11 protein-coding genes are annotated in these 14,308 nt (G+C 41.7%); 7 read left to right on the top strand and 4 right to left on the bottom strand.

Annotated features, from left to right (window positions below):
• Positions 1-79 precede the first annotated feature (79 nt).
• The 6 genes from MHB50_RS08910 to MHB50_RS08885 all read left to right on the top strand — a co-directional run bounded on the left by MHB50_RS08910 (position 80) and on the right by MHB50_RS08885 (position 7,486).
• Positions 80-2,503 carry a heavy metal translocating P-type ATPase gene (locus MHB50_RS08910; protein WP_340085317.1) on the top strand — a complete coding sequence of 808 codons (2,424 nt, stop codon included), beginning with the start codon at positions 80-82 and terminating at the stop codon, positions 2,501-2,503.
• Between the two features lie 28 nt (positions 2,504-2,531).
• Positions 2,532-2,675 (top strand): hypothetical protein, encoded by a 144-nt coding sequence (locus MHB50_RS08905; protein WP_339163277.1) that lies wholly within the window; start codon positions 2,532-2,534, stop codon positions 2,673-2,675.
• 1,479 nt (positions 2,676-4,154) lie between these two features.
• Positions 4,155-5,450 (top strand): acetamidase/formamidase family protein, encoded by a 1,296-nt coding sequence (locus tag MHB50_RS08900; protein ID WP_077113451.1) that lies wholly within the window; start codon positions 4,155-4,157, stop codon positions 5,448-5,450.
• A 219-nt stretch (positions 5,451-5,669) separates the two neighbouring features.
• Positions 5,670-5,891: a hypothetical protein gene (locus tag MHB50_RS08895; RefSeq protein ID WP_077113450.1), complete on the top strand. Its 222-nt coding sequence runs from the start codon at positions 5,670-5,672 to the stop codon at positions 5,889-5,891.
• A gap of 253 nt (positions 5,892-6,144) precedes the next feature.
• On the top strand, positions 6,145-6,969 hold the full coding sequence (thiD, locus tag MHB50_RS08890) for a bifunctional hydroxymethylpyrimidine kinase/phosphomethylpyrimidine kinase (protein ID WP_077113527.1): 825 nt from the start codon (positions 6,145-6,147) through the stop codon (positions 6,967-6,969).
• 142 nt (positions 6,970-7,111) lie between these two features.
• A complete protein-coding gene (locus tag MHB50_RS08885; RefSeq protein WP_340085158.1) occupies positions 7,112-7,486 on the top strand; it encodes a GNAT family N-acetyltransferase in 375 nt (124 codons plus the stop codon).
• A gap of 215 nt (positions 7,487-7,701) precedes the next feature.
• Here MHB50_RS08885 and MHB50_RS08880 read toward each other — a convergent pair whose 3' ends face one another.
• Entirely contained in the window at positions 7,702-8,187 is a 486-nt protein-coding gene (locus MHB50_RS08880; RefSeq protein ID WP_340085157.1) for a staygreen family protein, read from the bottom strand.
• Positions 8,188-8,707: 520 nt separating this feature from the next.
• On the opposite strand from MHB50_RS08880, the gene MHB50_RS08875 reads away from it, so the two are divergent.
• A complete protein-coding gene (locus MHB50_RS08875; RefSeq protein WP_340085156.1) occupies positions 8,708-9,025 on the top strand; it encodes a DUF3784 domain-containing protein in 318 nt (105 codons plus the stop codon).
• 177 nt (positions 9,026-9,202) lie between these two features.
• Here MHB50_RS08875 and argF read toward each other — a convergent pair whose 3' ends face one another.
• The 3 genes from argF to MHB50_RS08860 are packed head-to-tail and all read right to left on the bottom strand — an operon-like array spanning position 9,203 to position 14,305.
• Positions 9,203-10,150 (bottom strand): ornithine carbamoyltransferase, encoded by a 948-nt coding sequence (gene argF, locus MHB50_RS08870; RefSeq protein ID WP_340085155.1) that lies wholly within the window; start codon positions 10,148-10,150, stop codon positions 9,203-9,205.
• Positions 10,150-13,263: a carbamoyl phosphate synthase large subunit gene (locus MHB50_RS08865; RefSeq protein ID WP_340085154.1), complete on the bottom strand. Its 3,114-nt coding sequence runs from the start codon at positions 13,261-13,263 to the stop codon at positions 10,150-10,152. The genes argF and MHB50_RS08865 overlap by 1 nt, the downstream gene beginning before the upstream one ends.
• Positions 13,256-14,305: a carbamoyl phosphate synthase small subunit gene (locus MHB50_RS08860; RefSeq protein ID WP_340085153.1), complete on the bottom strand. Its 1,050-nt coding sequence runs from the start codon at positions 14,303-14,305 to the stop codon at positions 13,256-13,258. The genes MHB50_RS08865 and MHB50_RS08860 overlap by 8 nt, the downstream gene beginning before the upstream one ends.
• Positions 14,306-14,308 lie beyond the last annotated feature (3 nt).

The following is a 14,308-nucleotide window of genomic DNA, read 5'->3' as shown; positions in this document are numbered from 1 at the left end:
TAAAATAAATCGTGCAGTTTGTGGCACGATTTATTTATTGAACGAAATATACCCCACTACAGTATGAGCATCGGGAGTGATGAATGTGAGTCAAAAGGAAACAACGCTGCAAATATCAGGGATGACCTGCGCCGCTTGTACAACCAAAATTGAAAAAGGCTTGAAGAGGATGGAAGGCGTAGAAGAAGCAAACGTAAACTTGGCGATCGAAAAAACCAAAATTACGTATGATCCGGAAAAAGTAGATGTATCGCAATTTAAGGAGAAAATCCATTCACTGGGGTATGACGTTGTAACTAAAAAAGTCGAGTTTGATATTTCGGGAATGACGTGTGCTGCCTGTGCCAATAAAATTGAAAAAAAGCTAAACAGGCTGGATGGTGTGGATAAGGCCGCCGTGAACTTTGCTATGGAAACAGCTCTTGTGGAATATAATCCTGATCAGGTTTCTATTCCCGATATGAAAGAAGCGATCAAAAAGCTTGGCTATACCCTGGAGCAAAAGCAAGAAAAAGCGCGGGAACAAGTAGATCATCGGACAAAGGAGATCGAAAAACAGTTCGGAAAGTTTCTTTTTTCCGCCATCTTGTCTTTTCCATTGTTATGGGCCATGGTCAGCCACTTTGAGTTTACGTCTTTCATTTGGCTCCCTGACATGTTTATGAATCCATGGGTTCAATTCGCGCTTGCCACACCTGTTCAATTTATTGTAGGCGGACAATTTTATGTCGGGGCGTATAAAGCGTTGCGCAATAAAAGCGCCAATATGGATGTGCTTGTTGCATTAGGTACTTCAGCCGCCTATTTCTATAGTCTGTATTTAAGCATCAGGTCGATTGGATCAGATGCCCATATGGTTGAACTCTATTACGAGACAAGTGCCGTACTGATTACTTTGATCATTTTGGGCAAGCTGTTTGAGGCGAAGGCCAAAGGCAGGTCTTCAGAAGCCATTAAGAAGTTAATGGGATTGCAAGCCAAAAACGCAACAGTCGTTCGTGACGGCCAGGAAATGACGATTCCGGTTGAAGAAGTTTTACAAGGCGATATTGTTTATATAAAGCCGGGGGAAAAAGTACCGGTTGACGGCGAAATTGTTGAAGGTCAATCGGCGCTTGATGAATCCATGTTAACCGGGGAAAGCGTTCCAGTCGATAAAACCATTGGCGACACGGTGATTGGGTCAACGATTAATAAAAACGGCTTCTTAAAAATCAAAGCAACCAAAGTTGGAAAAGAGACGGCCCTTGCACAAATTATTAAGGTAGTAGAAGAAGCCCAAGGTTCCAAAGCGCCGATTCAGCGCATGGCCGACGTCATCTCGGGTATTTTTGTTCCCATTGTTGTGGGGATCGCGATTGTCACTTTCCTTGTGTGGTATTTTGCGGTGAGTCCGGGAGAGTTTGCGGTTGCCCTTGAAAAATTCATTGCTGTACTGGTCATTGCCTGCCCATGTGCTCTCGGATTGGCCACCCCCACATCCATCATGGCAGGATCAGGGCGCGCTGCGGAATTCGGGATTTTATTTAAAGGTGGAGAACACCTTGAAACGACTCATCAGTTAGACACGATTATTCTTGATAAAACCGGTACAGTGACCAATGGGGAACCTTCGTTGACAGATGTGATATTGGCGGAAGGTATGGACGAAAGCGAATTTTTAATGCTTGTCGGCACTGCAGAAAGAAATTCAGAACATCCCCTTGCCCAAGCGATTGTTGAGGGAATCAAGGAGAAAGGGATTGAACTGGGCTCACCGGACGAATTTGAAGCCATCCCCGGTTTCGGGATACAATCAACGGTCGATGGCAAACAATTACTGGTCGGCACACGCAGGTTGATGGCTAAACATGCCATCCATATTCAAGAGCACCTGCCAAAAATGGAGGAGTTGGAGAAACAAGGGAAAACGGCTATGTTGGTGGCTGTCGATAACCGTTATGCAGGCATCGTTGCCGTAGCCGATACGATTAAAGAAACATCGAAAGAAGCGATTGCCCGTTTGCTAGAGATGGAATTGGATGTCGTCATGATCACCGGGGACAATACTGCAACCGCCCATGCGATCGCCGAACAAGTCGGTATCAAGCATGTCATTGCGGAAGTACTGCCTGAAGGCAAGGCAGAAGAAGTGAAAAAGCTGCAACAGGCGGGGAAAAAAGTAGCCATGGTGGGAGATGGAATCAATGATGCTCCGGCATTGGCAACCGCTGATATCGGAATGGCGATTGGTACAGGCACCGATGTCGCAATGGAAGCGGCGGATATCACGCTTATCCGCGGTGACTTAAACAGTATCGCCGATGCGATTTTCATGAGCAAAAAGACCATCATCAATATTAAGCAGAATCTGTTCTGGGCGCTGGCATACAACAGTTTGGGCATACCGATTGCCGCAGCCGGTTTCTTGGCCCCGTGGCTTGCCGGAGCAGCGATGGCTTTTAGTTCTGTATCAGTTGTGCTTAACGCACTAAGACTACAGAGAATCAAGTTAAAGGCTTAGTTTTGGATTCAGAATGGAGGAAACACCTATGAAACGAAGTGTTTTGATTTGGCTCGTTACCGGTATCGTTTATCTTGGGGCAGTGATCGCGGGCTACAGTCTATATGCAAATATGAATTCAAACACCGATGAGCCTGCTAATCATGGGGCTATGCAAACGGAGGAAATATGAATCATTAAAGACATAAAACCGAAAGGCCGACATGATTCGGTATTGCCCATTGAGCTTCATGTTGGTAAAACACGCAGCGACCTTTATGTGGATACGGATTTAAATCAAAGGTCAAACAGTTGAATGATCCCCTTATCAATATTTCGGCATTAATGACAAAGATTTTGGTTCAAATGTCCACACAATAACGGTCATTTGAACCAAAAAAAATGTGTGAAAAAGCTTGACCCCGCATTTTTAAACTTTGAGCCGAATTCATGTTAGGCGGCCAATTTTGTAATAAAGGTTTGATAATAAATATGAAATGGTGCAGGGAGAGGACTGGGCGCCCTTTCTTCCCAAAAAAAATGAAGGAATTCGGTTAAGGAATTTCTTCATTTTTTGCTGATGATCCTACAAAGTAATTCCAATGAAAAACATTGGCATGTTGCTTTTGCGTCATACAAAAGTTACCCTTGGTATTAGGTACATCTTCATAAAAATGATATAGGATCTGAACAATTGGAGGAAAATATGAATCATCATAGACATAAAAGCGAAGGGAACCTGAACAACTGTAAACAAGTCAAATGGAGGTTGGTCCGACGATCATGTAATAAAGAAAGCAAGTGGAGAATGACACCTTTCCCTTTTCAATTTACAGGCTTTAAGCCCAGCTGCTCCAAAGCTGGTACTGCTGCAATCCTCAAAGTAACCCACGTTGGGCTCTTTCCCCAATTTTTTAGCACTGCAATGGCAATGCTCCATCCAGTCCCATGAATACCAATGATTAGAAAATTTATAATATTTAGGATCCAATAACTGAATAAGCGTATAATTGCCACTGGGTGTACTGTTTCCTACTACTTCGAGGATTTCACCACAACTGCCAAAACATCTTCTTCATTTAAATGACCTGAATTTTCTTCACTAATAGAGTTATAAAGCAAATAAAATTCTTTAACATCGTCGCTTAATTGCTCAATGTCATTTTTACTATGAGCAATGTTACCATTTCCAGGTCAATCACCGCCCATTTTTAACCGTTAATGGATCTGAAATAACTCGTACTGTTAATTAGTAGACGGTATGCTTATTGTTACTTTGTCATCTACTATTTTTTGAAAGCTGCTATGTTCCAATAGGGGCGACCTTCCATCCTGACTTTCAATATCTCATTAGGGCAGCCAAGAATTATCATTTTCATCAAAAGGTTTATAAAAAATTAACATATACACCACCACACGGAGCCAATCATTAGGTAGAATGAACATATAACCAAATTTATATAAGGAGCTGCTGAGAAGGTTTTTCTTCTTTTTCACTTCGAAGTTCTATAAAAACTGGCAGTAGGAGGGACTATAAAAGAACATACACTGATAGGAACAAGGTGTTTGTCTGCGCTTAGGGAAAAGGATTTCAATATAGTTGACTTTTATCAATTACCATTTTTTCACTTACAGCTTCCATAAAACCTAAAAGGGGAAAGGTTGAACAAATATGAACGCAAAGCAGACTGTATTTGTCAATAAATTTACAGATGGAATACTTGATCCCAATAAAGAAATGGAGTATGTCGTTCAAGATGGAGGATATATCGTCGCCAATACAACGCCTGGTTGTTGGGGACCCATGATAACGCCTGCTTTAAAAGGAGGACATGAAGTTACAAAACCAGTGTATGTGGAAGGTGCCGAAGTAGGCGACGCCATTGTTATTTATATAAAATCAATCGAAATCACTTCCATGGCGACGGCATCTGGAAACGATAAGCCAGTGGAAGGGCGTTTTAATGGCGATCCGTTTGTCGCCGCAATTTGCCCCGTCTGTAACACGGTCAATCCCGAGACAGTTATTAAAGGAATTGGTAATACGGCCATCCATTGTAAAACTTGTGATACTGATATTACTCCATTTGATTTTACACATGCTTATACGATTGCTTTCGATGATCAAAAAACAATGGGTCTGACCCTTACGAAAGAAGCCGCGGAAACGGTAGCCAAAGATGGCAGAAAATACATGTGTACGCCGGAGCAATCGATTCAAAATCCAATAGTGACTTTTGCACCTCATGATATGCCTGCGACGATGGCGAGAATCCGGGCGTTTTTAGGGCAACTAGGCACTGTTCCCGCAAGACCGATGCCAGACTCTCATAATGCTGGGGATTTTGGGCAATTTTTATTGAATGCGCCGCATGATTATGGAATTACCGAAGAGCAACTTGAGGATAGAACTGATGGCCATATGGATATTAATCGTGTGCGAGAGGGCGCGATACTCATTTGCCCAGTTAAGGTAAAAGGTGGCGGTGTCTATCTCGGTGATATGCATGCTATGCAAGGAGACGGAGAAATCGCCGGACATACAGCAGATGTTGCGGGTATCGTGAACCTGCAAGTACGAGTATTAAAAAATATGCAACTGGAAGGTCCGATCCTTTTACCAGTGGAAGAGGATTTACCTTATTTGGCCAAGCCTTTTACCGAACAAGAAAAACTGCGCGCCAAACAATTAGCAAAACAATGGAATATGAATGAAATCGAAGATTTATGTCCCATATCATTTGTAGGCACAGGCGCTAATTTAAATGACGCGACAACGAATGGCATGGAACGGGCCGCCAACTTTTTCGGCATTACGGTGCCGGAAGTGATGAATAGAGCTACAATTAACGGGGCTATTGAAATTGGCCGCCATCCTGGGGTGGTGACCGTAACATTTTTAGTTCCTGAATCCTATTTAAATAATAAAGGGTTGTTAGATTTAGCAAAAGAACAATATGAATTGTAAAGCTTAACACATCGTATAGGCGAGCTGACAGATACAGAAGTTCATTTTTTTAAAAAGAACCTAACGGCTGGGATGGTACAAAAAGTCAGTGACATTTGACTTTCTGCGCCATCCCCTTTTTCATCTAATTATCGCGTTGAAATAATGGAAGGTCCTTTATTTTCGCTATCAATTCAATAATATTATGCTATCCTTTTATATAGGGGGTTAATGGTACCAATGCAAATAATTGATATGATGATGCTCTTAATAACGATTTCGCTTATCGTTTTTGTAGTGAGACAGAAAAAACTTGAAAACAAAATAGATTTTATATTGATTTTAATCGGGGCTGTTGCCATATTTATTGTAAATAATGTGTTTGTTTGGATCACCATTTGGGTGATGCTATTTCTTTATTTTGGGGTAAAGTATTTTATATTGAACAAAAAATCACGTTGACCAATCGTAAGTGGGAGCATTGTTCGCTCCAAAAGACGGGCATCACTATCTTGAACCTGCATGGTCTGTTGTAGTTGGTCAAACAATGAATAGAGATAGATAGGACAGATTCATTTTTATTGGCTAAAGTCAATGTACTACTATAAACTATTATCGGAGACAGGTGTTTTATTAGGATCAGCCTCAGTAAAAGCGATCATTTACTAAGATCATAACTGAAACCGTTAAACATAACTAAAGGAGAGGAACGTTGTTGACAGAAATTTATAAAGCACTTTCAATTGCGGGAACAGATCCAACCGGAGGAGCAGGTATTCATGCAGACTTAAAAGCCTTCCAGGAACAGGGAGTGTATGGAATGGCTGTGATTACATCGGTTGTGGCCCAAAACACACTCGGTGTTAAAAGCTTTGAGGAAATGTCCCAAAATAATATTTCTCAGCAAATAGACTGTGTAATTGAAGACATCAAGCCTGATGCCGTAAAAACCGGTATGCTTGCAAGTATAGACATTATTGAACTAGTAGCTGAAAAGTTGAAAGCAGCAAATATTCAATCATATGTGATGGACCCGGTTATGGTCGCCAAAAGCGGGCATCATTTGCTTTATCAGGATGCTATTGATCATCTTAAAAAGTTATTGATTCCACAAGCGACGGTGATTACGCCTAATATCCCGGAAGCAGAAGTAATAATCGGGAAATCCATAGAAACTTTACAGCAGATGCGTGATGCCGCCAAAGAAATTGTCCAAGTATATGGAGCTAAAGCAGCCATCGTAAAAGGCGGGCACAGGGACGGAGAAGCCCGCGATGTTCTATACTTTGACGAGAACTTTGAGGAGTTTGTTTCTCCCCGTTTTGATACGAAGCATACTCATGGAACAGGTTGTACGTTTTCAGCAGTTATTACGGCGGAGCTTGCAAAGCAAAAAAGTATAAAGGAAGCTGTTACAGTAGGAAAAGAATTTATTTCCGCCGCCATTAAACATACCCTCGGTATTGGGAAGGGACAGGGGCCTACAAATCATTTTGCGTATCGATCGATGAATCAGCAGATAGCTAGGCAACCATTGTAATTTCTTGATTTTGCTAAAAAATACCCTTATACCTGCAGAGTCTATGGAGAACAGCCGGCTGACGATAATGAAAAAACGAGCCGGCTGGAAAATATTTGGAATTTCCGATTATCCCATTAAATGTAAAAAGGAGGACAACAAGATGTTAAAAGTATTCTTGGTTCCTCACGAGTTACAATATGCCAGGTCTATCTCAGAGCTATCTTCAGAACCTGAAGTTAAGGATGCTTTAGGTCTTACCGAAGACCATACATCCTTAAAAGGTACTGAGGATTTTATCAATTTTATTCTGGAACAGGAAAAATTAGGAAAGCAATATTCAAGGGTTATCTTAAACGAAGACCGCAAAGTAACCGGCGTGATCACACTAAAAGATATAAATAGAAACAATCAAACGAGTCATATGGGAACTTGGATAGGTCATCCATATTGGGGAAAAGGTTATAATCAAATAGCAAAGAAAGAAATGCTTTATACCGCGTATTTTGAATGTAATAGAAAAGGATGTTTTTCTTGAATGGTATTCAAATTGATTTCCGGTAAGGATTTCCTGCCAAAGAGGGAATGGAGGACAGCCGGCTAAAAAACAAATGAAGGCTTGCTTGTATAACAGGTTTGGCATGTCGCTTTTAGTTTACATAATATATATTATAGGAAGTACAGGCAGAAAAATGCATCTTGTCTCAAAACCAAAGTATACTTTAAATAGTGAGACAAACAAAAAAACACAGGTTATGAACTGGCCTGTGTTTTTTTGTTGTTCAAGTATTGGCGCGGTGTTCCCATATATTGTGTAGTCCGAACGTGCCGATCCAATGAAGTGCATTCCATATATATAGGTGCGTCGAGCAGCCATGGCACATGGGAATAAAATGATCTGTCAGCATGTATAATAAAAGATATTGCTTCCGGGAGCATTTTCTCATATTGTTTTAATTTTTCACGAACGGCAAATACATCATTTTCCTTATTGCTTAAACAAATGTTACCTTTCATGACATATTCTCCGAGCTCGGGTCTCCATTCAGCGGTTAAAATATCTTCCTGATCATGATGAACGTTTAATAAGTTTGATGCATACTTATAGCCAATGGCCAAATAGCGGTTTGATGAATGATCCGATAAAATGAATGTATATTTCCGTCCATCTACCGGATGATAAACCGTTGCAGGAGGCAAAATGGTGACAGAAAAATGTTTCGTTTGCAATTTGTTCACGCTGTACTGCACCCCCCCATCCATGTTCTATTACATAATATGACGAACGCCTACAAGGGGTGATGCATCTTTTGCATTTCAAGCAAATTGAATTTCAAATCAACAGGGTTAGCTATTTTTAGCCGGTGCACCTTTATTCCCCCACCGGTAATAAGGTTACACTTCCTATTTGGCAAGCTCGAGTTGGCGCCCCCTAAAGGAAGCGCTTCCATTTTTTCTAAATGTGTTGGCGGTGCTGTCAAAGCTTTCCTTGTTCCAGTCGCTTCGCTTGCACTAGTACCTCCTATGCGTCGCAAGCCTTCCGGCAGTTGATCCCCCAGTGGCCATCTCGTTTTCTCTCAATTTGGGGTAATACCAGCGTAGCTGACACTACCCACAAAGTAGATGGAATGAAATTAGAAATTTATCGGGTACCTCGTTTTAGTTTATATATTGTTATAAGTCTTTCTTTTATCCGAGAAACTTTTTTAATACGCACCCGTACGTATTATTGAACACTTAACTTTTTGGAGGTGTTAACATGTTATTGTTAAGCATAGGTATTTTTTTATTTACTGTTTTAGGTGTGTTTCTATTGAATGGAAAAGGAATGTTTCTTATTGCAGGATTTAATACACTATCCAAAAAGGAAAAAGCAGAGTACGATAAACTGGCGTTGAGTAAATTCTATGGAAAAACGTTGCTAGCTTTGTCAGTAAGCATGGTATTTTGGTTATTAAGCGACATATTACAAAACAATTTACTATTCATTATTGGTTTGATTTTATTTACAGGTATTATTATCTTTGGCTTAGTGTATTCTCGGTTTGGGGATCGATTTAAAAAAGGAGTGGAATAAAAGAAAATGCAACCCATGAAAAGGTTGCATTTTCTTTTCTGTTTAATTAAATGTTGATTGAAAAGGTAACTTCCTAATCATTGTATGGTATTCAACCAATTACCGAACAAGTTTAAAAAGTAGCCTTAGCCTAAACCCAATTGCTGATTGGAATCTTGCTGCCATTACTGCCAGTAATCAATCGGCCATCAGTGCCGCCAATACTGCTTTTTGGGCGTGAAGGCGGTTTTCGGCTTCATCAAATACAACGGATTGCGGTCCATCAATGACTTCGGCAGTGACTTCCTCTCCGCGATGGGCAGGCAAACAATGGAGAAAAATGGCATCTTTCTTTGCGTGAGCCATGAGTTCGCTGTTTACTTGAAATTGTTGGAAAGCCTTTTCCCTTTCCTGCTGCTCTGCTTCCCATCCCATGCTCGTCCATACGTCCGTATATACTGCGTCAGCGTCCGAAACGGCTTCAACTGGATTGTTTGTCACTTCGATCACCGCTCCTGTGGCTTCCGCAAATTTCATGGCAGTTTCAATGACGGCTGCTTTTGGCTCATATCCTTTAGGTGCGGCTATAGAACAGCTTACACCCGTTTTGGCGCAGCCGATCATCAAGGAATGAGTCATATTGTTTCCGTCGCCGATATATGCAAGCTTCTTTCCTTCCAAGCTTCCTTTCTTTTCGTAAAGTGTCATTAAATCGGCCAGTACTTGGCAAGGATGATAGTCGTCCGTCAACCCGTTTATGACAGGCACACTGGCGTTTGCCGCCAGTGTCACAACTGTATCATGTTCGTATGTGCGAATCATAATACCGTCCACATAACGTGAGAGCACTTTGGCGGTATCTTCGATTGTCTCCCCTCTACCCATCTGCATGTCATTGCGGCCCAAGAACAAAGCGTGTCCTCCGAGCTGCGTCATTCCGACTTCAAAGGAAACTCGCGTCCTTGTAGATGATTTTTCAAATATCATCGCAAGTGATTTTCCCTTTAAGTATTGATGGTTTTCTCCTTTCTTTTGCATCTCTTTTAGTTTTATCGCATCCATGATTAATTGCATGATTTCTTGTTTGGACAAATCAGCCAACGTGAGTAAATGTTTTCCTTTCAGGTTCACTTGTGAGGCGATCATTATGTCAGCACTTCCTTTTCACAGTTTCCAAGCCAGTCTTGCATTGACTTTGGCTCAGTTATTTGTTGCTGCAAGCCTGATAAATAAGCTTCCAGTGTTTCTTTTTCGGTTAATATGTTGACTTGGGCCAAAGAAGCGATTTTCCGATTTTGAACGGAATGTTTAGAATGACCAAGACTTACCAATATGGCCCCTCTTTGTTGTTTTATCCACTCGGCAAATGGCAATTCCGCAGTTTCGGTAACCGCCTGAAAACCGGATTCAGTAATGAATGCAAGCCATTTTTCCTGATCTGGGCATTCGTCGACGAAAAAGGCTAACTGTTCGGCATTTGCTGTCAAATGTTCGTTCCAAAGAACCGCTTTGGCCATTGCTTCATGAAACGTGTTTCCAATGGAGATCAGCTCGCCAGTAGACTTCATTTCGGGTGTCAAGACTGGATCCACCCCTTCAAGTTTTCCGGTGGAAAAAACAGGGTGCTTCACGGTGTAAAATGGTAGCTGATTCGGAACAACAGCAGACAATGCTGAACCAGTTAGTATTTTCACGCATTCATCAATTAAATTGATTCCAGTAATTTTGCTTACAATCGGCACCGTCCTTGACGCTCGCGGATTAACTTCAAGCACATAGACCGTTCCTTTATAAACAACAAACTGGACATTGAAGATTCCTTTGAATGCCAGCTTTTTTGCGATTTTTTCAGTGTATGAGAAAATCGTTTCTTTTACTTGATGACCTATATTTACAGGAGGAGTTACCGTAATACTGTCTCCTGAGTGGACCCCGGCTTTTTCAATATGTTCAAAATAAGCGGGAATGAATATGTTTTCTCCGTCTGCTAATGCGTCAATCTCTACTTCAACCCCTTGATAATACGCATCTATTAGAACCGGATATTGAATGGAATTTTTACATTGCTCCAATTCCTCTTTTTGTTGAATAATGAGCATTCCCTGTCCGCCTATGACATAAGAAGGCCTTAATAACACTGGGAAGCCGATCCTTTCCGATTTCTCCAGCAATTCATCGGCATCATGAGCTGTCAATCCCGGAATATGGGGAATGGTAAGCTCTTGCAAGAGCTGATAAAATTTCTCCCGGTCTTCCACTTGATCGATTTGATCCTGTGAAATGGACAATAGGGGAAATCCAAAGTTTTCTAGCCCATCCGCCAAATTAATGGCCGTTTGGCCGCCCAGTTGTACAATGACGCCGTCGGGCTTTTCATAATCTAAAATATTTAAGACGTCCTCCAAATGAAGCGGTTCAAAATAGAGGCGGTCGGCGATTTGAAAATCCGTACTTACCGTACCTGGATTATTGTTGATCAAAATCGTCTTATAGCCGGCTTTTTTCAAAGATAATGCCGCATGAACGGTACAATAGTCAAACTCGATCCCCTGTCCAATCCTGACAGGTCCCGACCCGATAATGGCCACTTTGCGCTTCGTATTGTTTTTGACGACATCCCCTTCTCCTTTCCATGTGGAGTAGAAGTAAGGAGCCGCTGCCGGAAATTCTCCCGCGCAAGAATCAACCATTTGAAAAACAGGGGTGATGTTTTCTTGAATCCGTTTTTCCCGGACTGCAGCAAGGGTGGTTTTCCATATCCTAGCAAGCCATTGATCGGAAAATCCTTTTTCCTTTAGCCGTTTTAAAAATTCATGTGACACTGTTTCCAATGTTTTCTTTTTTGCTTGTGCTTCCAATTGAACAAGTTCTTGCAGGCAATCCAGAAAATACATATGAATGTGCGTTGTTTCTTGGATTTCTTTGCTTGAAACACCTCTTCTCATGAGTTCCAGAATGGAAAAGAAGCGTTCATCATCCGCCTGCGAAACAGAAGTCCATAATTGACTTTCAGTGTACGAAGCTAATCCTTCCAGCTCCAAGCCGCATGTTTTTAATTCAAGGGATCTGACAGCTTTTTGAAATGCTGCGGGTAAAAGCCTATCTATGGCCATTATTTCTCCTGTTGCCTTCATTTGGGTACCGAGCTTGCGCTGTGCCTGCGGAAATTTATCAAAAGCCCAACGCGGCATTTTAACAACCGTGTAATCTACCACTGGTTCAAAGCTGGCAAAAGTCGTACCGGTAACCGGATTGATTAGTTCATGCAGATGATAGCCCAAACTGAGTTTGGCGGCTATTCTTGCAATTGGATAACCCGTCGCTTTCGAGGCAAGGGCAGAAGACCGGCTTAGGCGGGGATTCACTTCGATTAAATAGTATTGATCACTGTGTGGGTCATGGGCAAATTGAATATTACAGCCGCCGACAATTCCCAATGCGCGAATAATTTTCACCGCCGATTTATAAAGCGTATTAAATTCACTGTCAGAAAGGGTTTGTTGTGGTGCGATGACAATTGAATCACCTGTATGGACGCCCACCGGATCAAAGTTCTCCATACTGCAAATCGCAATGCATGTGTCATTGGCATCCCGGACCATCTCAAACTCAATTTCTTTAAAGCCTGCAATGCTTTTTTCAATTAAACATTGTGTAATGGGGCTGGAATCCAATCCTTTTTTCACAATGGAACGGAGTTCTTCCCAATTGGAGGCAATTCCTCCTCCCCCTCCGCCTAACGTATATGCCGGGCGAATAATAATGGGGAAACCCTGTTGCTTTGCAAATGTGATGGCTTCTTCAACCGAATGGATAATTTCGCTCTCGGGAACAGGTTCTTTCAGCTCATGCATCAGTTTGCGGAAAGCCTGGCGATCTTCTCCCTGAATAATAGACTCTGGGGATGTACCCAACACTTTCACATCATACTGTTCGAGAATGCCCCGTTTATATAAATCGACAGTCAAGTTGAGCCCTGTTTGTCCTCCAAGTGTTCCAAGGATTCCATCAGGCTTCTCTTTTTTGATGATCTCTGTCATACTGTCAATGGTCAATGGTTCAAAGTAAACTGTTTTGGCAAACTGTTCATCTGTCATAATGGTCGCCGGATTATTATTGACCAAAACGACGTCGCAACCTTCTTCTTTGAGAGCCATGCATGCTTGCGTTCCGGCATAGTCAAATTCGGCAGCCTGACCGATAACGATCGGCCCGGAACCGATGACCAATACTTTCTTGATGTCTTTCTTTTTAGGCATACACTCTTGCTCCTTTGCGTTCTCCAAGATGATGGAAAAAAGTTTGAAATACAATCGTATTCAGCGGATGATCATAAAGATCCGGGTGAAATTGATACGTTGCTATCGGATAATGTTCATGAACAAGCCCTTCAATGGTTCCGTCATGAACATTTTTAAAGGAAATGCGCCATCCATTCTTATTAAGTTGTTTGTTTTGGACAGCATACCCATGATTTTGAACGGACATATATACTTTTTGTGTTGTTGAATCGATGATCGGCTCTTTGAAGCTTCTGTGTCCCGTCCGCATTTTTTCCACGTTGCCGCCGAAAGAAAGCGCCAAAATTTGGTGGCCAAGTCCCAAACCAAGAACCGGGTAGCTTACGGCCATGTGCTTATATTCGTTTAAGTATTGTTCCCATAACAATGGATTTCCGTATCCTCCGGAAAAAATCAAACCGTCCGGATTCAGTGAATCTATCTGTTTTTTCGTAGCGTGATCAGGAACAATCGTCACCTTGCAATCGATTTTTTTAAGAAGTTTCAGCAAAGATTTTTTATATCCAAAATCAATGATGACGATATGGTTTTTTCCCTCTTTTAAGATCATGTCAACTTTTTTCTTATCTGCTCTTCCTTCTTTTTGATCAATCGGAAATAGTTGGTTGCTGCTGCCCAGTGTCAAAACAGCCGGCATTTCCCCCGCATATTTAACCTTTTTGACGATGGCCCGGGTATCTGCCCCAGCCAAGATGGGGATGTTTGCCGTCAATAATTCATGGTACAAATCGGCATTTTGCGGTATGGATAAATCATCTTGGATGATCAGTCCATTTATTTGAATCTGATCACTTTCAAATTGTTCTTTATCCAATTCGACATTTACTATTCCCGGAAATGTCGCTACCACTATTTTTCCTTTGTTTGCCGGATCGGTGATAAATTCTTGAATCCGTCCCATACCTGTATAAAAAATGATTTCTCCAAAGGAGTCGCTGTTTTTTCCATGCCACTGGCCTGTAAATCGTTCACCATTAGCGAGCAGTAAGGATCCTTCCATTCT

Origin of the sequence: Siminovitchia sp. FSL H7-0308 (assembly GCF_037980985.1) — a bacterium.
GTDB lineage: Bacteria > Bacillota > Bacilli > Bacillales > Bacillaceae_C > Siminovitchia > Siminovitchia thermophila.
Note: the sequence above shows the minus strand (reverse complement) of the source record. Positions and strands in the feature narration are given on the sequence as shown.